Annotated in this window: 25 protein-coding genes; 6 read left to right on the top strand and 19 right to left on the bottom strand. The window is 42.4% G+C overall.

The window, feature by feature from the left end; genetic code table 11:
* Window positions 1-3: 3 nt before the first annotated feature.
* The 4 genes from lepA to gpr all read right to left on the bottom strand — a co-directional run bounded on the left by lepA (window position 4) and on the right by gpr (window position 4697).
* Window positions 4-1833 (bottom strand): translation elongation factor 4, encoded by a 1830-nt coding sequence (gene lepA, locus JOC78_RS14420; RefSeq protein WP_204557108.1) that lies wholly within the window; start codon window positions 1831-1833, stop codon window positions 4-6.
* Window positions 1834-2017: 184 nt separating this feature from the next.
* Window positions 2018-2311: a DUF3679 domain-containing protein gene (locus JOC78_RS14415; RefSeq protein WP_204557106.1), complete on the bottom strand. Its 294-nt coding sequence runs from the start codon at window positions 2309-2311 to the stop codon at window positions 2018-2020.
* A 12-nt stretch (window positions 2312-2323) separates the two neighbouring features.
* A complete protein-coding gene (gene spoIIP, locus JOC78_RS14410; protein WP_204557104.1) occupies window positions 2324-3508 on the bottom strand; it encodes a stage II sporulation protein P in 1185 nt (394 codons plus the stop codon).
* Between the two features lie 79 nt (window positions 3509-3587).
* On the bottom strand, window positions 3588-4697 hold the full coding sequence (gene gpr / locus JOC78_RS14405; RefSeq protein ID WP_204557103.1) for a GPR endopeptidase: 1110 nt from the start codon (window positions 4695-4697) through the stop codon (window positions 3588-3590).
* 195 nt (window positions 4698-4892) lie between these two features.
* On the opposite strand from gpr, the gene rpsT reads away from it, so the two are divergent.
* Complete coding sequence (gene rpsT, locus JOC78_RS14400) at window positions 4893-5147, top strand: 30S ribosomal protein S20 (protein WP_204557102.1); 255 nt, start codon at window positions 4893-4895, stop codon at window positions 5145-5147.
* 81 nt (window positions 5148-5228) lie between these two features.
* On the opposite strand, the gene holA is transcribed toward rpsT, so the two are convergent.
* A complete protein-coding gene (gene holA / locus JOC78_RS14395) occupies window positions 5229-6251 on the bottom strand; it encodes a DNA polymerase III subunit delta (protein ID WP_420829946.1) in 1023 nt (340 codons plus the stop codon).
* A 278-nt stretch (window positions 6252-6529) separates the two neighbouring features.
* Here holA and JOC78_RS14390 point away from each other — a divergent pair, with 278 nt between their 5' ends.
* The gene (locus JOC78_RS14390) at window positions 6530-6661 is read left to right on the top strand and encodes a YqzM family protein (RefSeq protein WP_204557100.1); all 132 of its coding nucleotides are present in this window, start codon (window positions 6530-6532) and stop codon (window positions 6659-6661) included.
* A 98-nt stretch (window positions 6662-6759) separates the two neighbouring features.
* Here JOC78_RS14390 and JOC78_RS14385 read toward each other — a convergent pair whose 3' ends face one another.
* The 3 genes from JOC78_RS14385 to JOC78_RS14375 form a co-directional block, all read right to left on the bottom strand.
* Window positions 6760-9051, bottom strand: coding sequence for a DNA internalization-related competence protein ComEC/Rec2 (locus JOC78_RS14385; RefSeq protein ID WP_204557099.1), 2292 nt, complete (start codon window positions 9049-9051; stop codon window positions 6760-6762).
* Between the two features lie 12 nt (window positions 9052-9063).
* Window positions 9064-9474, bottom strand: a complete 411-nt coding sequence (locus JOC78_RS14380) for a deoxycytidylate deaminase (protein ID WP_204557097.1) — start codon at window positions 9472-9474, stop codon at window positions 9064-9066.
* Between the two features lie 92 nt (window positions 9475-9566).
* A complete protein-coding gene (locus JOC78_RS14375; RefSeq protein ID WP_204557095.1) occupies window positions 9567-10250 on the bottom strand; it encodes a helix-hairpin-helix domain-containing protein in 684 nt (227 codons plus the stop codon).
* A 75-nt stretch (window positions 10251-10325) separates the two neighbouring features.
* Here JOC78_RS14375 and comER point away from each other — a divergent pair, with 75 nt between their 5' ends.
* Complete coding sequence (gene comER / locus JOC78_RS14370) at window positions 10326-11150, top strand: late competence protein ComER (RefSeq protein ID WP_204557093.1); 825 nt, start codon at window positions 10326-10328, stop codon at window positions 11148-11150.
* A 114-nt stretch (window positions 11151-11264) separates the two neighbouring features.
* Here comER and JOC78_RS14365 read toward each other — a convergent pair whose 3' ends face one another.
* Genes JOC78_RS14365 through JOC78_RS14330 form a run of 8 tightly spaced genes read right to left on the bottom strand, consistent with a single transcriptional unit; the run spans window position 11265 to window position 16257 of the window.
* Window positions 11265-12002 (bottom strand): class I SAM-dependent DNA methyltransferase, encoded by a 738-nt coding sequence (locus JOC78_RS14365; RefSeq protein WP_204557091.1) that lies wholly within the window; start codon window positions 12000-12002, stop codon window positions 11265-11267.
* A complete protein-coding gene (gene rsfS, locus JOC78_RS14360; protein WP_204557089.1) occupies window positions 11999-12355 on the bottom strand; it encodes a ribosome silencing factor in 357 nt (118 codons plus the stop codon). Before rsfS ends, JOC78_RS14365 begins: the two co-directional genes overlap by 4 nt.
* Window positions 12355-12930, bottom strand: coding sequence for a bis(5'-nucleosyl)-tetraphosphatase (symmetrical) YqeK (gene yqeK, locus JOC78_RS14355; protein WP_204557082.1), 576 nt, complete (start codon window positions 12928-12930; stop codon window positions 12355-12357). The genes rsfS and yqeK overlap by 1 nt, the downstream gene beginning before the upstream one ends.
* The gene (locus JOC78_RS14350; protein ID WP_204557081.1) at window positions 12884-13492 is read right to left on the bottom strand and encodes a nicotinate-nucleotide adenylyltransferase; all 609 of its coding nucleotides are present in this window, start codon (window positions 13490-13492) and stop codon (window positions 12884-12886) included. Before JOC78_RS14350 ends, yqeK begins: the two co-directional genes overlap by 47 nt.
* Window positions 13489-13782 carry a ribosome assembly RNA-binding protein YhbY gene (yhbY, locus tag JOC78_RS14345; protein ID WP_204557080.1) on the bottom strand — a complete coding sequence of 98 codons (294 nt, stop codon included), beginning with the start codon at window positions 13780-13782 and terminating at the stop codon, window positions 13489-13491. The genes JOC78_RS14350 and yhbY overlap by 4 nt, the downstream gene beginning before the upstream one ends.
* The gene (gene aroE, locus JOC78_RS14340) at window positions 13769-14617 is read right to left on the bottom strand and encodes a shikimate dehydrogenase (RefSeq protein WP_204557077.1); all 849 of its coding nucleotides are present in this window, start codon (window positions 14615-14617) and stop codon (window positions 13769-13771) included. The genes yhbY and aroE overlap by 14 nt, the downstream gene beginning before the upstream one ends.
* Window positions 14618-14629: 12 nt before the next feature.
* The gene (yqeH, locus tag JOC78_RS14335) at window positions 14630-15736 is read right to left on the bottom strand and encodes a ribosome biogenesis GTPase YqeH (protein WP_204557075.1); all 1107 of its coding nucleotides are present in this window, start codon (window positions 15734-15736) and stop codon (window positions 14630-14632) included.
* The gene (locus JOC78_RS14330) at window positions 15733-16257 is read right to left on the bottom strand and encodes a YqeG family HAD IIIA-type phosphatase (RefSeq protein ID WP_204557074.1); all 525 of its coding nucleotides are present in this window, start codon (window positions 16255-16257) and stop codon (window positions 15733-15735) included. Before JOC78_RS14330 ends, yqeH begins: the two co-directional genes overlap by 4 nt.
* Before the next feature lie 365 nt (window positions 16258-16622).
* Between JOC78_RS14330 and sda the strand changes: the two genes are divergently transcribed.
* A complete protein-coding gene (sda, locus tag JOC78_RS14325; protein WP_204557073.1) occupies window positions 16623-16763 on the top strand; it encodes a sporulation histidine kinase inhibitor Sda in 141 nt (46 codons plus the stop codon).
* A 42-nt stretch (window positions 16764-16805) separates the two neighbouring features.
* Here the strand turns inward: sda and JOC78_RS14320 are convergent, their stop codons facing one another.
* The gene (locus JOC78_RS14320; RefSeq protein ID WP_204557072.1) at window positions 16806-17597 is read right to left on the bottom strand and encodes a phosphatidylserine decarboxylase; all 792 of its coding nucleotides are present in this window, start codon (window positions 17595-17597) and stop codon (window positions 16806-16808) included.
* 122 nt (window positions 17598-17719) lie between these two features.
* Here JOC78_RS14320 and pssA point away from each other — a divergent pair, with 122 nt between their 5' ends.
* Window positions 17720-18259 (top strand): CDP-diacylglycerol--serine O-phosphatidyltransferase, encoded by a 540-nt coding sequence (gene pssA / locus JOC78_RS14315; protein WP_204557071.1) that lies wholly within the window; start codon window positions 17720-17722, stop codon window positions 18257-18259.
* 327 nt (window positions 18260-18586) lie between these two features.
* Here pssA and JOC78_RS14310 read toward each other — a convergent pair whose 3' ends face one another.
* The gene (locus tag JOC78_RS14310) at window positions 18587-18958 is read right to left on the bottom strand and encodes a retropepsin-like aspartic protease (RefSeq protein ID WP_204557070.1); all 372 of its coding nucleotides are present in this window, start codon (window positions 18956-18958) and stop codon (window positions 18587-18589) included.
* On the bottom strand, window positions 18955-19203 hold the full coding sequence (locus JOC78_RS14305) for a hypothetical protein (RefSeq protein WP_204557069.1): 249 nt from the start codon (window positions 19201-19203) through the stop codon (window positions 18955-18957). The genes JOC78_RS14310 and JOC78_RS14305 overlap by 4 nt, the downstream gene beginning before the upstream one ends.
* A gap of 180 nt (window positions 19204-19383) precedes the next feature.
* On the opposite strand from JOC78_RS14305, the gene sigK reads away from it, so the two are divergent.
* Window positions 19384-20103, top strand: coding sequence for an RNA polymerase sporulation sigma factor SigK (gene sigK, locus JOC78_RS14300; protein WP_204557067.1), 720 nt, complete (start codon window positions 19384-19386; stop codon window positions 20101-20103).
* Window positions 20104-20188: the final 85 nt, after the last annotated feature.

Genomic DNA, 20188 nt, shown 5'->3' with positions numbered 1-20188 from the left:
TTCTTACTTATTCGGCTCGTCCATTTTAAGAACGGCCATGAAGGCTTCTTGCGGAACTTCAACTGAACCAACTTGCTTCATCCGCTTTTTACCTTCTTTTTGTTTCTCTAACAATTTACGCTTACGGGAGATATCTCCGCCGTAACATTTCGCCAATACGTTTTTACCCATTGACTTAATGGTCGAACGTGCAACAATTTTTTGACCGATCGCCGCTTGAACCGGCACTTCAAATTGCTGTCTTGGAATCAATTCCTTCAGTTTTTCAACAATTACTTTGCCGCGTTCGTACGCGAAGTCGCGGTGAACGATAAAGCTGAGGGCATCGACCTTATCTCCATTTAATAAGATATCCATCTTCACAAGCTTAGAATTCTTGTAGCCGATCAATTCATAATCAAATGAAGCATAGCCTTTCGTGTTTGACTTCAGCTGATCAAAGAAATCATACACGATTTCTGACAGCGGAATTTCATAGACGACGTTTACACGAATGTCATCCATATACTGCATATCAATGAAAATGCCGCGCTTTGCCTGAGCAAGCTCCATCACTGCCCCGACATATTCATTCGGCACCATGATGGTAGCTTTTACGTAAGGCTCTTCCACGTGATCAATCTTCTGCGGATCCGGCATATTAGATGGATTATCTACACTTAGCGAAGTGCCGTCTGTTAAATGGACATTGTAAATAACGCTTGGCGCTGTTGTGATGAGATCAATTTTAAATTCCCGCTCAATACGCTCTTGAATAATTTCCATATGCAATAAGCCAAGGAAGCCGCAGCGGAAACCAAATCCAAGCGCTTGAGACGTCTCTGGCTCATATTGAAGAGCAGAATCGTTTAATTCCAGTTTCTCAAGTGCATCTCTTAAATCATTAAATTTAGAAGAATCGATTGGGTAAAGTCCGCAATACACCATCGGATTTAATTTACGATAACCTGGCAGTGCTTCCGTCGCCTGATTATTAGCAAGTGTGATCGTATCACCTACACGAGTATCGCCGACATTTTTAATAGCCGCTGCTAAAAAGCCAACGTCTCCGACTGTTAATTCCTCAAGTGCAGTGGCTTTTGGTGTGAACACACCAACTTCTGTTACATCAAATTCTTTGCCCGTTGCCATCATTCTGATTTTATCGCCAACCTTTACCGATCCGTCAACGATACGGATGTAGGCAACAACGCCGCGGTAAGGATCATACACTGAGTCAAAAATCAGCGCCTTTAATGGAGCTTCAGGGTCGCCAGTTGGTGCAGGCACCTTCTCAACGACTTGCTCTAAGATTTCTTCAATGCCAATGCCCGCTTTGGCTGAAGCAAGCACTGCTTCTGAAGCGTCTAATCCGATGACATCTTCTACTTCTTGACGTACGCGTTCCGGTTCTGCTGCAGGCAGGTCGATTTTGTTAATGACAGGCATGATTTCCAAGTTATTGTCTAAGGCAAGATAAACATTGGCTAGCGTTTGAGCTTCAATTCCCTGTGCCGCATCGACGACAAGAATGGCCCCTTCACATGCCGCAAGACTTCTTGATACCTCATACGTAAAATCGACATGTCCCGGTGTGTCGATTAAATGGAAAATATATTCTTCGCCATCTTTAGCTGTATATTTTAACTGCACTGCATTCAATTTGATGGTAATTCCGCGCTCCCGTTCAAGGTCCATGGAATCAAGCAGCTGACTTTTCATTTCTCGTGCCGTTAAGGCTTTTGTTTTCTCTAAAATTCGATCAGCTAATGTTGATTTCCCATGATCTATATGAGCGATAATGGAAAAATTTCTTATTCGGCTTTGTCTTTGTCTACGTTCTTCATGATTCATTCTCTGCTTCACTCCTGTTAATGGACACATGTATGCTATTATTCGATTATATCAGCCAGTCCTATAATTGACAATGACAGTCCATCTTTCCTAAGCCGCTTCCTGTTTCTATGAAGATAAATAATAGCTAAAAAGCTCCTCCGTCCAGCAGCTAAATAGGACGAAAGAGCTTTGGCACCTCTTATTATTCGTGAAAGAAAAATGCTGTTACTACAGTAACTGTATCGGCTATTGAACGGCCAGCAGATGAGAATACATTAAACGACTCCTGCTCTGACATTTGTTCCTGTTTACTTTCTAAATCTGCTCTCGCATCGGAACCAGAAGCTTGAAAAGCAGCTAAGTCTTCTACTTCGACAGCCATTTCTGGTACGATCATATGATTTTCATCTGTGGAGTCTCCGTGAAAATGGCCAATGAGAATGCCAATAAATAAAATGGATACGAATACATATGTGTTTATCAATAATTTTTTCATCATGCTACCTCGCTACTTAGCAGCAGGAGCGCCCTGTACCGCTTCTGCTTGCCAATAATACTCGGAAAATACGTCCGCAAATGCGGCAGATGTGCGATTGAGTTCTTCAAATGTATTGTCCACTCCGCCAAATTCCACCAGCATTGCCTTATCCGATAGATCTTGATTGAACTTTCCGTTCGTATTCTTGCCTTTTTTCAAAATAACGCCCCGTGAAAGTCCCTTATATTTTTTTTCAAATAATTTGTGCAAATCAGCTGCTAATTTTGCATTTTTTTCGTAATTCGCATGCTCCCCACCAACGACAAAAACAATTTTTGCGTAGCTTTTACCGCCAATCGTAGCCGTTGTCACCTTTTTTCGCAAAGAATCACGATGGATATCAATAAAGTATTGCAGTTCTTTTTTATTGGATTGCGCCGCAGCGACTACCGATCGTGAAGCTTGATAGGAATGACTATAAGATTGACCGGACTGATTCAGCTTGGCCACGATGTCTGTGCGGTCGATTTCCGTGCCGATTCCCCGGTCATGAAGGTGGGATTGAAGCATTTCCCCTACCTTGGATACATTCATAGAGGAATGATGAGCTGCATCTGCTGAAGTCACTCCCTCCAGGTGCGGCAAGTACGCTTCACGGTTATGTGTAAAGTACACAAACACCCTTTTCTTGCCGTCCGTCGTTAATGCGGGAGGCTGTTTGACTGGGTCTTCTATAGGAAGCGACTCTGTGTTTTTGACAGCGGCCTCTTTCCCTCCATCTAACACGCCAGCTGGCGGTTCAGACTCAATTGGCATATTCGTATAATCTGTGCCTTCCCCTGCCACTAAAATCTTTCCATCGAAAATAGAAAAGCCAGGAACTTCTCTTCCAAGAAAACTGCGCGGATCCCCGTAGCGAACATTCGTTGCATAACGAAAGGCCATTTCACTTAGAGAAGGAAGCTTGGCCTCTTCAGGCGCCTGCTGTGAATACAATTTATTCTCCATTGAATACAATTGATAAAGAGCTTTTCCAGTCACTTGTTCAGCTGCTTGATTAACCGAATGAGAAGAAATCCTGTAATTATAGGTCAGCGAAGTCAGCAAACCCGCAATAGAAAAAAGTGAAAGGAGAGATATGGTTACGACTAGTATCCCTTTTACGATCGTTGACAGATTGATTGAAAATAGCTGGTGTGATTGTTGCCCTCTCATTGCTCCACCCTTTCTGCAGAAGTCTTGTACTATACGTATGACTCCGTGCAAAAAAGCAGAACCATTATTTAATTATTTTCTACTTTGTGTAAAAACCCGTGTTATCTTGATCGATCGAGGTATGAAGAGCCGCATTTAAACTGTTGGCCAATAGATTTGCTGTATCTTGCATAAATAAATCTACTTCTTTTGGCGTCACCATTAAATTATGCCCAAGCGGTGCGAGCACTTCTCGAATCAGCTGCCGTTTTTCTTCTTCTTCAAGTACGCCGATCATGCCTAGGAACGTCTGACGCTTCCCTTCATCTGGAAGATCCTCTTCTGTCAGTTTCGTTCTCTCGCCAAAAACAAGCCCAGCTGGTGATAACGCCCGTGACGGCCGGCCTCCCTCACGAATCTCTTTGCCCATATGCTTCAAAATAAAGTCAATAGTGTCGCTCGTAATAGACACAGCATCGACAACCGTAGGAACACCGATGGCTATGACAGGTATACCGAGTGTCTTTTCACTGATTTCTTTTCGCTTATTACCTACACCTGCACCTGGATGAATGCCGGTATCAGAAATTTGAACAGTAGCATTAACCCGCTCTATCGACCTTGAAGCCAACGCGTCAATGACAATGAGAAAGTCCGGCTTCGACTTTCCCACTACGCCAAAGACGATATCTCCCGTCTCAATTCCAGTCATGCCCATCACGCCAGGGACGAGAGAACTGACAGGACGATACCCTTCCTCCACATGCTCCGGCTGCAATTCAAATAAATGCCTTGTGACCATTACATGCTGACATACTAACGGACCTAGAGCATCAGGCGTCACTTGCCTGTTTCCAAGCCCTACGACTAAACAGCTTGCGTCTTTCTGGATGCCAGCAGCCTTGATAAATTCAGCCAGCTCTTTAGCCAGTACCTTTTCCACTTCATGCTGGTGATTTGTATCATGATTGCGTATCCCTTGCGATTCAATCGTTAAATACCGCCCGGCTTTTTTCCCTAGAACCTCTTCTGCTTCTTGATCAATAATGACTGAAGTGATGGTAATTCCATTTTCAGTGCGCTCTTCTGTACGCACGCCCGGAATCGCTTTTTTATCCGTTTGTTTTTCTTCTGCCAGCCCTTTTGCTTCAACCGCCAAATCTGTTCTCACTTGATACTTGCTAAGGTCAATCGCTTCATTTTCAGGCATATCAAACACTCCCATTAAAGTTATCTTTACCTTTCAGTTTGCCCCACTGTGTAAAAGTTCATTCCTTGACACAAAATCAAAAGGTAAGTATTGCATTCTGATCTTCCATTTGATAAAATAACCTTTGTTCTTATTGAAAAGAAAAGTGAAAATCGAGTCACAATAGAATCTCGATCGTTTTAGGAGGTGACCGGAATGCCAAATATTAAATCTGCTATCAAACGTACAAAAACTGCAGAAGTTCGCACAGCTCGCAACACTCAAGTTAAATCTGCTATGCGTACAGCAGTTAAAAAATACGAAACTGCAGCAGCTAACAACGAAGAAAACGCAAAAGCGCTTCTTTCTGATGCAATCAGCAACCTTGACAAAGCTGCAGCTAAAGGTTTAATCCACAAAAACAACGCGAGCCGCACAAAAGCTCGTTTAATGAAAAAATTAAACGCGTAATAAAAAAGCCGAGCCCTTTGGGTTCGGTTTTTTTATTACGTGAAAACAGCAGCTGACCTATAAAGGCAGCTGCTATTTTGGCTAAACTATTTTATTTTGCAATTTAAACAAAAACATCTCTATGATCATCGTTTTAGACATGGCTCCTGTCTTCATTTGCAGATCACTCTCTGCTAACAGTCCCATAATGAGTGCCAATTGTTCATCAGAAAAATTTCTGGCTTGACCGGCTGCAAGCTTTACTCGATATGGATGAGCTTTTATAAACCCGGCCACTTGCTGCTGGCCGTATCCTCTTCGCGACAATTCCTTCACCTGATAAATGAGCCGGAACTGATTGGCTATGACCGCTAAAATCTTGATCGGTTCTTCGTTCATTTTCAGCAAATCGTAATAAATTCTAAAAGCCTCATCCATCTTTCGTGAGACTACTTTATCTACCAGCGAAAAAATATCCTGTTCTAGAGACCGAGCCGTCAGCCTCTCCACCATTTCAATCGTAATCCGCTCTTGATCCTGTGCATATAAAGACAGCTTATCAATTTCTGACGTCAGCATCATTAAGTCTGTGCCCGCCATCGCTAGCAGCCTGTCGATCGCATCTTCATCAATCTGCACCTGATTAGCTGATGCACGGTCCCGGATCCACACCTTTAAATCCTTCTCGCCTAATTTTTTTGCTTCTGCTAAGACCGCGGTCTTCTTCAAAAGCTTCGTCAATTTCTTTCTCTCATCCAGCTTTTCATAAGGAGCCACAAACACAAGAATGGTATATGGAGCAGGATCTTCGATATACTGTTCCAGCTTCTTCACATTATGTTCTACTTTCTCCTTCGTGCGCTCAGATGTTAAAAACACCGGGTTATGTAGAAATACAAGCTTTCTCTCCCCCATAAACGGGAAGGTTTCTGCTTCTTCTAAAGCTAGTTCAATGGGCGTTTCTTCTAGATCATACGATGAAAAGTTAAAATCCAGTTCTTCTTCTGTCAATGCATGCTGGAGCAGCTTTTGCTTCGTTTCGTTCAGTAAAAAAGCTTCTGTTCCACTAAGCAAATAAAGAGGTGAAAATTGTTTTCTTTCTATTTCTTTCCATATATTTATCAAGGCTTTCTCTCCATTTTTCATTAGTAGTACTAATGTTAGAAAAGCTTGATCCATTTGACAAGGGAAAACTGAAAAAAGTTTTCCCTTGAGATCTATATAAACGCCCTCAACCCTGCCCCGGTAAGCAGATTTGCCGGCGGTGATCATGGTAGTCATATTTTTACCGGAATTGTGAATTTTATTGGTGTCAACTCCTGTCAGGAAAGGAAATTACATTTTGACCTATGGATTTTTTTATATGAATTGTCTATACTTAAAGGGAAATAGGAGGGGTAGTCGTGAACGAATTTGAAAAGAGCGTACAATCAAAACGTAATGACGCAGTAGACTCTGGCGTTGGATTTGTAGTATCTTTTGGCTTTTTTGCCACTATGTTTATTATCGCTACTGTTATCAAGTTAATTGGATAACAATTGAAGAAAGAAGTCCGCCTAACTGTGCGGGCTTCTTTCTTTATGTTCTTCTCTTCCACATTTACTTTATAAGCCATTCTGCTGTTTACTCTATCTTACGGAAAGACCGTCGAAAATGTGCCTTGTTCATTACGAAAAGTGTAGGTGATTTCCCCATTCTCGTCTGTGCGGTAGATTTGAATGCGGTTTCGAGTTAAACGGCTGATCACTTCTGGATGAGGATGGCCATAACGATTTTTTCTGCCCGCAGAAATGATGGCGGTTTGCGGCTCAGTCATTTCAATAAGATCATCTGTAGTAGACGATTTACTGCCATGATGGCCAACTTTTAATACATCCGTTTCTAGCTTAAACCTTGAGGCTAATTCAATTTCTCCTTCCGCCTCCATATCTCCTGTAAACAGCCACTTCTTTCCTCCAATATTTGCATATAACACCAGTGAATCATTATTGCCTTCGTACTGTTCGTCATCAGGGGCGAGAAATTGAAACCTAGCATCTCCTGCTTGCCAATACTCTCCTTTTTTGCCGTAAACGACAGGAATTTTCTTAGTAGCTGCAGCCAGGATCGTTTCCTTCATCACAGCTTTAGATTCTGAACCCGGACTAATAATCATTTGCTTAATCTTCAATCCTTCCACGAGCTCTGACGCTGCGCCGATATGATCATAATCACTGTGCGTTAAGATGAGTTTATCAATTTCTGTAATTCCTCTGCTTTTAAAATAAGGCAGAAGAACATCCTTTCCAATCGTAAATGTGCGTTTAGTCTGTTGCCATCCTTCTTTTTGAAAAGGGAGAAGTCCGCCGGTATCGATTAGATAGGTGCCTTTCCCGTACGGTAGCTGAATGAAAATCGCCTCTCCTTGCCCAACATCAATAAAAGACACCTCTCCTTTAAACGAGTGCGTGTTCCACAGCTGCAGACTTAATAAACAAGCGGCGCTCCCAGCAAGGATGGAACGGATATTTTTTTTATTTTCCCAATGCCAAAAGCCGATTATACAGCAAATGATGAGAACGGTTAGGAGAGGAATGGACGGTCTGCCGGTGACAAATACAGCAAACGGCCATTGGCTTGCCTGAAACGCTGCACCATTTACTGTTTCAAGCAGCCACCCAAGCGGAAGAAGCAGCTGTCCTACTAATGGAATAAAATAACTAAGACAGAAAACGACAAGCATAAAAGGCAGTACAGCAAACGAATAAAAAGGAACAAAAAACAAGTTAGCAGCGAGGGAAATCACGGAGATTTCGAAAAAGTGATACATAATGATCGGCAGGCTCGCCAGCTGTGAAATAACCGTTACAGCAAACATCTTTGATAGAAAACCGGTGTAATACTGAAGAATGGAGGAAGAAAGGAGAAGTGAGAAGCTCACCGTGTAGGACAGCTGAAAACCAGCTTGAAAAATGAGATAGGGGTTTATGGCGGACACAAGCAGAAAACTGACACTTAAAGCATCAAGCGGACTGATCTTCTTCCCATACTTTGCTGCTAAGAGGACGAATACCGACATTAGCACAGCTCGGATGACCGGCGGAGACGCTCCGGCAAATACCGTATAGACAGGAAGCGATAAAAGCAAAATATGCTGTGCATTCTCTTTCGTAACACCGAACCGGATCAGACAATAATAAACGAAAGCTGTGATCAGACCAACATGAAGTCCGGATATCGCAAGCAGATGGATGATGCCTAAGCGCTGATAGACAGCTGTTAATTCTTCATCGAGCAGTGACCGATCCCCAAATAACAGGGCGGCTGCTGCCGCTTCCAAGTTCGCAGGAAAGGTCTCATGAATGTGGGCTAAAGCAGCTATGCGCCAGACTTGTATTTTCGTGATTAGGGAGGAAGTATTTTGATGACATGAGGAGAGCCGCAGCTGTTTCACTTCAAGCAGCCAGTAGATTTGATTGGCGGATAAAAAGTCTTTATAGTCGAATCCATTCCTATTACGCGCTGATTTAGGCTCGGTTAATTCTCCAGCTAATTGACACGTGAGTCCTGGCAATAGAACAGACTGCAGCACCTTCGCTTCATCTAGTGAAGCAAGACGGTAGAGTAAGCGAAGCTTCTCCCCATTAGCTGCAGAAACGGTCGCCTTCAAAAGATCACCATCTACCGCTATTTCTTCTGAAAACGTCACCTCCCATTCTGTTTCTTCTCCGCTGAACGAAGAGTGATGCCGCTCGGTCTGAAGATAGCCAATGGCTGAAAATACAATGAAGCAGACGACCGCATTTTGCAGCACATTCCTTTTAAGACGCAGGATGAAAATAGCCATGGCCGCCGCCATTAAATAACGAAGGCCATTTGGAACCGGGAGCTGCCAGACAAGAGCGCCTAAAGCAAAGATAGCTATGTAGATGAATTGTCCGCGCATAGTGCCTCCTTTTTAAGGTAAATTGACCACCTCTATATCTTTTAAGAAATGCTTGTTCCATTTATTCGGATAAGCATGCCGGTAAACAATTCTTGCGATTCCCGCTTGAGCAAGTGTTTTCGCACAATTTTCACAAGGTTCATGTGTGACATAAGCGGTTGCCTCCTTCAGCTTCTCCCGATCCGCATGCAATACCGCATTTAATTCTGCGTGCAGGCACCTGATGCATCTCTTCTCATCTGAAAGCAAGCAGCCTTCTTCATGACAATGCTCATGTCCATGAATCGAGCCGTTGTAACCAGTGGAAACAATATGTTTCTCTTTCACAATGACACATCCGACATGGAGTCTATTGCATGTCGAACGTGTAGCTACTACATCCGCGATATCTAAAAAATATTCGTCCCAGCTTTTTCTGCTCATCAGTCTCACTCTCTCTCTTTGTTGTTGAGGCGCTTTATGCCTTATTTATTCTTTTAGTTTAGCGAGAGCATGAGACGGACGTCAAATAGTTTTTAATGAACTGATACTTTAGGCTGCAGCTTCTCATAGGTTTTGTCTCCGATGCCAGAAACGTTCTTTAAGTCCTCAGGTTTGGTAAATGCCCCTGATGTTTCCCGAAAATCAATGATGGCCTGCGCTTTCGATTCACCGATCCCTGGCAGCTCTTGCAGCTGATCGAGCGTCGCTGTATTAATATTAATCATTGATTCTCCGCTGCCGCCTGGACTTGCAGCCTCTGAGCCGGCTGCCGGTGTCATTGCAGGCGGCGCTAACGCAATTGGAGATGGCTCTTCGCCCAATTTGGGAATATAAATCACCATTTCATCCGCTAACTTCTGAGCGAGATTAATGCTTTTTGTATCCGCTTCCTGATGAAAACCTCCTGCCTTCGCAATGGCATCATTGACTCTTTCTCCGCTTTTTAACGTATATATTCCTGGCACAGCCACTGCCCCCTTCACATCAATCATTAGTACTGCCGGCTCTTGTGAAGGTTCAGCCTCTGCCGGCTCTTGTGAAGGTTCAGCCTCTGCCGGTTCCTCTTCTGTTGTCTCCGTCACAGCCGGAGCTTCGATCGCTATCGGAGAATCAGTCGCCGTGTCCTCTTCCGATAGCTGGTATAAGCCGAAAAGACAAGCAGCCGCACCAGTCGCCGCCCATGTTTTATATTTTTTTATATACTCTTTCACATCCATTAAGCTCACCTCGTTTGCATAATCACTCATTTTTTTCATACATTGTAAGAGTTATAATTGAAAGGAGAAATGTTCATGAAGGCTGGTATGATTGGAACGGGCAACATGGGGGAAATCTTAGTCAATGCACTGATAGACTCAGGTGCGATCGCCGCTTCTGATATTTCCGTGATCAACCGAACGAAAGAAAAGGCACTCCGTATTCAAAACAAACACCCTGACATTACGGTTTGTGATCAATTAGCGGAACTGGTGCGAAGCTGTGACCTTATTTTCATTTGTGTAAAACCTCACGATATCTTTCCGCTTTTAGACACAGTGAAAGAGGAATTTACCAAGGAGAAATGTGCTGTATCCATCACAAGTCCCGTCAGCGCAGCTCAGCTAGAGTCTGTTTTGTCATGTTCCTGCGCCCGCATGATTCCAAGCATCACGAATAAGGCTATGTCTGGTGCTGTTCTGTACACGTTTGGAGATAGCTGTTCATCCGATTGGAGAAAGGTCATTATGGATTGTATGATGAAGTTTAGCGGTTACCCGGTGGAGATCACAGAAGACGTCACGCGAGCCGCTTCTGATATTGTCAGCTGCGGACCTGCTTTTATGAGCTACTTGACGCGGCAATTCATTGAAGGCGCCGCAACAACCGGCATGGATAAGCAAACGGCAGAAAAACTAGCGGAGTATATGCTGATCGGTCTTGGTGAATTGTTTAAGAAGGGTGAATATTCACTGGCAGAATTGGAAGAGAAAGTATGTGTCAAAGGCGGCGTAACCGGAAAAGGAATTGAAGTACTGGAGAAACAAACCGGAGATATGTTTGAAAACCTATTTAAAGCGACCCATGAAAAATTTGCGGAAGACAAACTGGAAACCTCTGCTCAATTCGGGATTTATTAAAGATTCGGCATGAAGATCAGAAATCCTTTTTCATTTATAAATTAATCAGCTAAATTTTTTAATGCACTAAAAAAAGACTGACTCGTCACTATTTTGCGAGTCAGTCTTTTACTATTATTTTCGAGCAACAAAGAAAATTCGCTCGCTTGTCTCTTCACTCGGCTGATCTGTAAAATCTGCGCTTACCTGCAGCAGTTCAAAACCAGTCGCTTTCAGCAAGCTCTGATAGGCTCCTTCAGAAAACGTGCGCTGACAATGAACTTCATCAAACCGCTCATATAATCCTGCTGTTTCTTCAAAAGCAAAGAACGTCAGCTCATGCTCCACACTGTCCGGTTCTTCTCCTTCAAAACAATTCCAAATATAAGATACCTCTTCATCGGCTGAGGTAAATGTGCCATCTTTAAAAATATGGTTCATTTTATATTGAGAATGGACATCAAACATAAAGAGTCCACCCGGTTTTAAATGATCATATACTTTATGAAATGTCTTTACTACATCCTCTTCGCTCGCCAAATAGTTGAGAGAATCACAAAAGATCGTCACAGCATCAAATTCCCCGAGCCCTTCCATCTCTCGCATATCCTGCTGAAAAAGAGGCAAAGTCAATCCTTTGTCAGATGCTTTCATTTGCGCAATCATAAGCATATCATCAGACAAGTCAATTCCCGTTACGTCCCATTGGGCTTCTGCCAGGCGAACTGTAAATTCACCTGTGCCACAACCGACGTCAAGGACACGCTTTCCTTCTAAACCTTCTGCATGGCGCATGAAAAAGTTCAGCCACTCGTCATACGGAACATCTTGCATTAATATGTCATAGACAGAAGCAAAGCGCTGGTAGGTCATGAAAGAAGTTCGCCCTCTACGTCAACCGTCGGAGCATCTCCCCACAGGCGTTCAAGGTTATAATACACACGCTCGTCACGGTGGAAGATGTGAGCTACTACGTCTCCTAAATCAATCAGGACCCAGCGCGCCTCGTCAAAGCCTTCCATACGTCTGACAGTATAGCCAAGCTCTTCCCCTTTGCTTTTCACTTCACGGGCAATCGCTTGGACTTGTTTATCAGAGTTTCCGTGACAGATCATAAAATAATCAGCCACTAAGGAAATTCCTTCCATATTCAAAACGACAATCTGTTCAGCTTTTTTATCATCAGCTGCTTCTACAATGCTTCGTAAAAATTCTGGTTGAGACATTAATGTTGTTCCTCCTTATTAGTAACTAAATCGTTGTACGTATCAAACGTATCTGGAAAGATCGGCTGATTCTTTTTCATTAAAAAATGAATTGTATTCTTCACCGCTTGAATGACAGCTGCTTGCAAACCATCTTCTTCAGCCATCTGCCTCACTTCATCTACTCCAGGAAAATGGCGGCCAGGCTCAATATAATCCGCTAAATAGACCACTTGTTCAAGAAGTGTCATGCCTGTTCTGCCTGATGTGTGAAAACGGATGGCATCCAGTACTTCCTCATCTTCAATTCCTGCTTCTTTTCTCACTAAATAAGCACCAACCGGGGCATGCCATAGTTCAGAATGAAAGCTTAAAAGACGCGGATCCATTTGCTGTTCTTTAATGATTTTCGCCATTTCTTGTTTTGGCCGAAACTTGGCATAGTCATGAAAGATCGCTGCTAATTCCGCTTTCTTCACGTCCGCTCCGTATTTCTCTGCAAGCCAAACCGCCGTTTCCACGACACCAAGCGTATGAACATACCGATGATCAGTGATCTGTTCCTTCACTATCTTTAAAGCTTGCTCTCGATCCATATAACTGATTCTCCTTTATATAATCAATCACACCGTCTGGAAGCAAATAGCGAAGAGTCTCACCTGTTGCTGCCCGCTTTCTGATGATGGTCGAGGATAAATTGATTTCAGGAATATCTACCATCGTGAGCGGATAGCTTGATTCAGCTAAATAACCAGGCCGCCTTACTCCAATAAAGGTGACGATCTCGATTAACTCCTCTATCTTGTGCCACTTCGGCAGATAGTCAATCATGTCTCCTCCAATTATAAAGTAAAAATCTGTTTCAGGCTCCTGTTCTTTCAACAGCCGAATTGTATCATAGGTGTATGAGCTGCCTTCCCTTTGCAGCTCAATCGTTTCCACCGAAAAATGAGGATGGCCTTGAATGGCCGCTTCAATCATTCGGACACGATCCTCATTGGATACCCCCTTCGCCATTTCTTTATGCGGGGGAGTATGGTTGGGCATAAACCGGACTTCATCTAAAGCAAGGGCACATAGCACTTCATTCGCTATGATGAGATGGCCTGTATGAGGAGGATTGAATGTTCCTCCTAAAATACCGACTTTTCTGTTCATCTTGGCAGGGTGATTTGTTTATTTTCTCTAGATTCTTTATACAATACCACTGTATGGCCAATGAGTTGAACCAGCTCTGCTTTTGCCCCTTTTGACAACGCTTCAGCTACGTCATGTTTATCTTCTTCACAGTTTTGCAGAATGCTGACTTTAATTAATTCACGCACTTCTAAAGCCTCGGCAATTTGTGTAATCATATTGTCGTTGACTCCGCCTTTGCCCACTTGAAAAATCGGGCTTAAATGGTGAGCCTCTGAACGTAAAAATCTTTTTTGTTTACCTGTTAGCATAATTTCCTCCTAGTTGTTTGAGCACAAGCTCTTCCATTCTCTTCACATCAGGATATACTCCCGTCCACTTTTCAAAAGCGAGGGCTCCCTGATGAACAAACATTTGAATTCCATTTTGAGTGCCTGCTCTTCGCTCCTCTGCTTCTTTTAAAAGCTCGGTTTGAAGAGGGTTGTAAATGATATCTGATACAAAAGCTCCCTGCTTTAACCGGTCGAGAGAAATCGGTTTCTGATCAATAGCAGGCGCCATTCCAATCGATGTCGTTTGAATAATAATATCGTAGGTCTCTAACTGAGCAGCCGCTGCCTCAAGTGTCAGACTTACCCCGTCTACAGGATAAGGGCAAGCATCGGATAGCTGTTTTGCTTTATCGACTGTCCGGTTCGCCACATCCATTTGAGTCACTTTTTCAGAAGCAAGTGTATAGTAAATGCCTCTCGCCGCTCCACCTGCACCAATGATCAGCACACGCTGGTCTTCTATGCTGCCGGGAAAAGACTCTCTAAGTGCCCTTACATATCCTAAACCATCCGTGTTATACCCTTTAAAGCGCCCCTTCTCACGCACGACCGTGTTCACAGCCCCGATAACGGAAGCAAGAGGATCTACTTCATCAAGAAGAGGGATAATCTCTGTTTTATGCGGAATGGTCACATTAAATCCTTGAACACCAATGGCTTTCATTCCCTTAACCGCATCCGCTAAGTTTTCTTTCGTTACGTGGAACGGGAGATAACTTGCATCCATGCCAATCCTCTCGAAAGCATCATTGTGCATGGCGGGAGACATAGAGTGGCCAATCGGATCGCCGATGACACCGAATATTTTCTTCATATTTTCACCTGCTTAAATTAAAGACTTTCTTAAAAACACGCTGACGCCTTTAGGAACATACGCTGCTACCTTTGCTCCCGGTTCGTTCACTGTTACCCATCCTAATCCAGAAAAGACGACATCCGTTTTTCCTTCTTTAATCATAAATTCATGACGAACCAGTTCAGGAAACTCCCCCATTTGCTCTGGTCGTGGCGGAGTGAGCATTTCTCCTGCATGCTTCTCATACAGCTCCTCCGCTTTTTCAAGCTTTGTGCGATGAATATTCAGCTCATTTGACAAGTGGCATGCGAATGCACGGCGCCCCCCTGAAATATAATCAAATCGTGCCAGCCCGCCAAAGAACAATGTCTGTTCCTCATTCAGCTGAAACACTTTTGGTTTGATCTCTTTTTTCGGCGTAATATATTTCAAGTCTCTTTTATCAACAAAGTGAGCCATTTGATGATGATTGATAATTCCAGGCGTGTCAATAAGGTAGTGACCATCATCTAGTGGGATCTCGATCATATCAAGTGTCGTCCCCGGGAAGTGAGAAGTGGTAATAACGTCGCCTTCACCGGTCACTTCTTTAATAATGCGGTTAATGAATGTAGATTTCCCTACATTGGTACAGCCTACTACATAGACGTTTTTTCCATTACGATAATAATCAATGGCCTCCGCCGCTTCTTGAATAGAACGTCCTTTAGCCGCGCTCACAAGCATGACATCCACTGGTTTCATACCTAGCTCTTTCGCTTCATGCTTCATCCAATTAATTAATTTATTAGGCTTAACGGATTTAGGAAGCAAGTCCACTTTATTGCCGATTAACAAAATTGGATTCTTTCCGACAAAGCGGTGAAGCCCCGGCAGCCAGCTGCCGTTAAAATCAAAGATGTCTACAATTTTTACAATTAAGCTGTCCGTTTCACCAAGTGTATTTAATATTTTTAGAAAGTCATCATCTGTTAACGGCACATCCTGCACTTCATTATAGTTCTTTAGCCGAAAACAGCGCTGGCAAATAATGACCTCTTTTTCTAATGCAGACGGCGGGGCATAGCCTAGCCCGCTAGGATCTTCTGTCTGAATATCGACGCCGCAGCCTGTACAAACGATTTTGTCTTCACTCACTGTTTACGTTCCTCCCACTCAATTAAACCTTTTCGTTTAAAGAAATCCATTAATCTTCGTTCAATTCGACGGTTAATTCTTGTCCAAAAGCCGTCCGTCTGCGCAACAGGTATGACTAAAATGGTATAGAACCCGCCGCGGTTACCGCCGAATACATCCGTCAAGAGCTGGTCACCGATCACAACCGTCTCTTCTTTCCGTACATTTAATAGCTTGATCGCTTTTCGAAACGCTTTGCCCATCGGTTTTCTCGCTTCAAAAATGTAGGGGATATCAACAGGCGTTGAAAAGCTTGAAACCCTTTTTTCTTTGTTATTAGAGACAATTAACACCTTGATTCCATGACTTCTCATCACTTTGAACCACTCTAACAGCTGCGGAGTGGCGTCCGGCTGATCCCAAGCTACCAGCGTATTGTCAAGATCGGTAATAATCGCTTTTACCCCTCTTGCCAGCAGATCTTCAGGACGAACCTCATATATACTTTTTACTTGCTGATTAGGCAGAAATAATTTTAGCACCGCTTACACCTCAATTTATAAAAACATTCCTTTTCTATGATATCTAATTTTGAACACTGTTACAAAGCCTAACATAAGATATCAAATTTCTTTCATTTATTAAAGAAAAAAATTATTTTTCGACAAATACTAGGCCATTTTTTTCATGTGGATAAAATTATACACATTATACATTGTGTATTTTCCCGTTTTTTCCTATTTAATCACAGTTCACCCACAATTTATCCACCAGTCCCTGTGGATAAAGGAACACTTGTTCTTCTTGTTTATATTTGGTAAAGTTGGGTACAACACAGGTAAACAACTTACTAACTTATGTGTAACACCTTCGGATTAGAACCAAAATTTTGTGAGGTGAATAAAAAATGAACTATATTTCCGATGAATTATTATTAGAGTCTTACTCAAAAGCAAAAAAACTTAACCTGAACCCAGAATTTATCCTTTTAATAGAAAACGAATTAAGAAAACGCGCCTTGACTAACCAGGTGAAGATTTCTTCTTAATCACACCTGCTTCGGCAGGTGTTTTCTTTTTCTCCCTATTCTTTACACGTTGCCTTCCTTTAATATGCCCAATTTTTGACCTACCTTTACCTCGCATGGCACGGAATACTGGTTGTCCTGTACAAATGTATCAGGTTCAAAGAGCATAACGACCGTCGATCCGAAGTTAAAGTAGGCCACTTCTTCTCCTTGCTTCCATACAGGGTTCTCATGTGTGCGCTCAATTGAATTGACAAACATTGCCCCGACTTTAACAATCGCCATCTTGGCCTTGCTATGCTGAAGCTCCGTTATATCACGATAATTTTTGGCGAGCGGCGCTTTACCATAAGCAAGCCCTATACGGTTGACTGGATACGAATGTTTGCCTAGCGTCCATCGATCCACTACTGTTCCATCTGCCGGACTATGAATGCGGTGGTAATGGGCCGGGCTTAAATACAGAACCATGTAATGACCGCCCGTATAAAATGCCGCCTTTGATTTATCTCCAAGCATTTCTTCCACTGAATAAGGCTTCCCCTTTACAGTAATAACTGAATCAGGCTCAATGACTCCCGAGTCAGCAAGCATTGCATCAACGGGACTCGTCACATGAAGATCCCCTTTATCAATCGTGCGCGCCTCACTATGCAGAGTTCTCATAAAAAAGTCATGGAGGGTTTGATAATCATCTGCTGAATGCTCCATTTCCTTTTCATTGATCTGATAGAATTTCATAAACCGCCGAATCATCGGCTTGCTGATGGAAGAACCCGTATAATGTTGCAGTAATTTTGACGACCATTTTTTATTTGTTAATTCAATTAAACATTGATATAATTGCTCGCGCACAGACAAACCCCCAAAAAAGTAAATTATCCCATCAAATTTATGGTATAATTAATTATTGTTAAAATATTATTATATAATAAATCATAAGCAGATTTCCTGCTAAATTCGAGGAGAGTGAGAATTTGTTTATTTCTCATGTATTAGATTCAACAGTAAAGAAAGTTAAAGCGCAGACAGCTAACGTCCTTACGCTAGGCAATTTAGCTTTAGGCGGATTTTCTATAGTAATGACTTTAAATGCCCAATATAATTTAGGATTGTTATTAATTTTCGTAGCGGCTCTTGCTGACCGATTCGATGGAATGGTCGCGAGAAAAATGAACATTGAATCTGAGCTTGGAAAGCAGCTGGACTCGATGTGTGATGTGATCTCATTCGGCGTCGCACCTGCCCTTTTATTATACAGTACGGTCTTACATCAATTTGGTTTTCCTGGCGCTTTCTTCACTGTATTTTATATTGGCTGCGGAGCATTTAGACTGGCTCGCTTCAATATTACTGAAAACAACGGGTATTTCCAAGGGCTTCCAATAACAGCCGCTGGATGTTTATTAACGCTGAGCTATTTAGGTCTTTCATTCTTACCAGTGCACTCATTCATGATTATTACCATGACTTTGGCTTTATTAATGGTCAGCCCGTTTACTTTAAAGAAATTTTAACTTGATCGATTACACCCGTGAGGCTCAGGCTTCGCGGGTGTATTTCTGTTTATTTCGGGAAAGTGAAGCTTTCTGAACAGGACAGGCAAATATTAGGAAGTTCTTACATACACTTGTGAAAATGGCTGTTACATTCAAAAGGAGGGCCGCATATGTTCGGAAAGAAGCAAGTGAAGAATTTTGTGAGGGTTGCGAAGGAGGACAAGCATAGGGAATCATATCATCATGTTAGTAAATCTTTATCAATAGCCAGTTGCGTCCTCATCATAGCTGCTATAAGTATTTTGACTCGAATGGAAGAGTTTCTTTTTCAAGGTTATTATCCATTTAGCGATACAATTCCAATTTAGCTAAGTCAATGATAAAACCATGCTCTTTGAGAAGATCTAAACCCAATAATCCATTATGTTCTTTGGGAAGCACTCCTACATCGACCTCGAAATTTTCAACAGTGAACATGTCGATCTTTACTTCATCCATTACCTTTGTGTAAAACGGCATAGAGCCCCCAATACCATAGGCCTCATAAATAGGATCACCATTTTCGTATATGACCCCTATACCTTCTAATATATCCGGAGAAATAATTGTATGAGAGGATCCAGTATCAATAATGATATCGGAAATGGTAACCGTTTGTCCTCGATAGGTCACTGTCAGTTCTGTAGTAAGCAGTTGTCCATCATATGAAATTTTCATTGCATGCGTCTCACTCTTATTAAAGGATCTTTCCTCAAGTGAATAATAAATTGTTCATTGGAAGTATGGTACACACACGTTCCTTCTTTAGCGCGAAAAAACTCTTTGTTTGCCTCATCATCCGTTACTGGCCGAATAGGAGCAACTTCATCGACAATTTTCTTATCTTCCTCAATATGGTAATCGAGAATAGAAACTAATAGAAACTGGTCTGGGAACAGTTCTCTTGCTTCTTGCCATTTCATTTTGTTTCACTCCTTTTTTCTTTATTATAATAAACATTTGTTCTTTAAAGCTAGGATAAGAAATGGATGCTTTCTGTTTATTTCGGGAAACTCAAGCTTTCTGACAAGGACAGGCAAATATGAGGAACTTCAAACATACACTTGTGAAAATGGCTGTTACATTAAAAAGGAGGGCCTTGTATGTTCGGAATCCTTACTGCGCTGTCTTATGTAGCGAAAGACTTGTTTTTCTTCGTTTCCTACGTAAAAAACAATGCGTTTCCACAGCCTTTGTCAGCTAGTGACGAGAAAATGTACTTAGAACGAATGTCGGCTGGTGATGAAGAAGCTAGAAACAAGTTAATTGAGCACAACCTTCGCCTCGTTGCTCATATCGTCAAAAAATTTGAAAACACGGGTGAAGATCCTGAAGATTTGATTTCGATCGGCACGATTGGGTTAATTAAAGGGATTGAAAGCTATTCAGGAGGAAAAGGAACGAAACTTGCAACTTATGCGGCTCGTTGTATCGAGAACGAGATCCTCATGCATCTCCGGGCGTTAAAGAAAACGAAAAAAAACGTCTCGCTTCAAGATCCGATCGGTCAAGACAAAGAAGGCAACGAAATTAACCTATTGGATATTTTAAAATCTGAAGATGATGATGTGCTCGACCATATTCTTTTGTCGATGGAATTAAAGAAAGTGCTGAAGTTTCTGCGGGTGCTCGATGAACGCGAGCAGGAAGTGATTATTGCCCGTTTCGGATTAAATCAGGATGATGAAAAAACACAAAGGGAAATAGCGAAAGAGCTGGGTATTTCCAGAAGCTATGTGTCTCGAATTGAAAAACGGGCATTGATGAAGATGTTTCATGAATTTTACCGTGAAGAAAAAGGCGGAGAAAATGGAATCGAGTAGGAGGGGGTGACTAACCCCCGACCTCTCACACCACCGTACGTACCGATCGGTATACGGCGGTTCATTTAAGTATGACGTAAATCAT

The organism is Bacillus ectoiniformans, from assembly GCF_016908875.1.
Lineage (GTDB): Bacteria > Bacillota > Bacilli > Bacillales > Domibacillaceae > Bacillus_BX > Bacillus_BX ectoiniformans.
Note: the sequence above shows the minus strand (reverse complement) of the source record. Positions and strands in the feature narration are given on the sequence as shown.

Bases quoted from the DNA above. Each gene is read 5' to 3' on its own strand.
- lepA (WP_204557108.1), bottom strand. From the start codon at position 1,833: ATGAATCATGAAGAACGTAGACAAAGACAAAGCCGAATAAGAAATTTT.
- JOC78_RS14415 (WP_204557106.1), bottom strand. From the start codon at position 2,311: ATGAAAAAATTATTGATAAACACATATGTATTCGTATCCATTTTATTT.
- spoIIP (WP_204557104.1), bottom strand. From the start codon at position 3,508: ATGAGAGGGCAACAATCACACCAGCTATTTTCAATCAATCTGTCAACG.
- gpr (WP_204557103.1), bottom strand. From the start codon at position 4,697: ATGCCTGAAAATGAAGCGATTGACCTTAGCAAGTATCAAGTGAGAACA.
- rpsT (WP_204557102.1), top strand. From the start codon at position 4,893: ATGCCAAATATTAAATCTGCTATCAAACGTACAAAAACTGCAGAAGTT.
- JOC78_RS14385 (WP_204557099.1), bottom strand. From the start codon at position 9,051: ATGCGCGGACAATTCATCTACATAGCTATCTTTGCTTTAGGCGCTCTT.
- JOC78_RS14380 (WP_204557097.1), bottom strand. From the start codon at position 9,474: ATGAGCAGAAAAAGCTGGGACGAATATTTTTTAGATATCGCGGATGTA.
- JOC78_RS14375 (WP_204557095.1), bottom strand. From the start codon at position 10,250: ATGGATGTGAAAGAGTATATAAAAAAATATAAAACATGGGCGGCGACT.
- comER (WP_204557093.1), top strand. From the start codon at position 10,326: ATGAAGGCTGGTATGATTGGAACGGGCAACATGGGGGAAATCTTAGTC.
- JOC78_RS14365 (WP_204557091.1), bottom strand. From the start codon at position 12,002: ATGACCTACCAGCGCTTTGCTTCTGTCTATGACATATTAATGCAAGAT.
- rsfS (WP_204557089.1), bottom strand. From the start codon at position 12,355: ATGTCTCAACCAGAATTTTTACGAAGCATTGTAGAAGCAGCTGATGAT.
- yqeK (WP_204557082.1), bottom strand. From the start codon at position 12,930: ATGGATCGAGAGCAAGCTTTAAAGATAGTGAAGGAACAGATCACTGAT.
- JOC78_RS14350 (WP_204557081.1), bottom strand. From the start codon at position 13,492: ATGAACAGAAAAGTCGGTATTTTAGGAGGAACATTCAATCCTCCTCAT.
- yhbY (WP_204557080.1), bottom strand. From the start codon at position 13,782: ATGCTAACAGGTAAACAAAAAAGATTTTTACGTTCAGAGGCTCACCAT.
- aroE (WP_204557077.1), bottom strand. From the start codon at position 14,617: ATGAAGAAAATATTCGGTGTCATCGGCGATCCGATTGGCCACTCTATG.
- sda (WP_204557073.1), top strand. From the start codon at position 16,623: ATGAACTATATTTCCGATGAATTATTATTAGAGTCTTACTCAAAAGCA.
- JOC78_RS14310 (WP_204557070.1), bottom strand. From the start codon at position 18,958: ATGAAAATTTCATATGATGGACAACTGCTTACTACAGAACTGACAGTG.
- JOC78_RS14305 (WP_204557069.1), bottom strand. From the start codon at position 19,203: ATGAAATGGCAAGAAGCAAGAGAACTGTTCCCAGACCAGTTTCTATTA.
- sigK (WP_204557067.1), top strand. From the start codon at position 19,384: ATGTTCGGAATCCTTACTGCGCTGTCTTATGTAGCGAAAGACTTGTTT.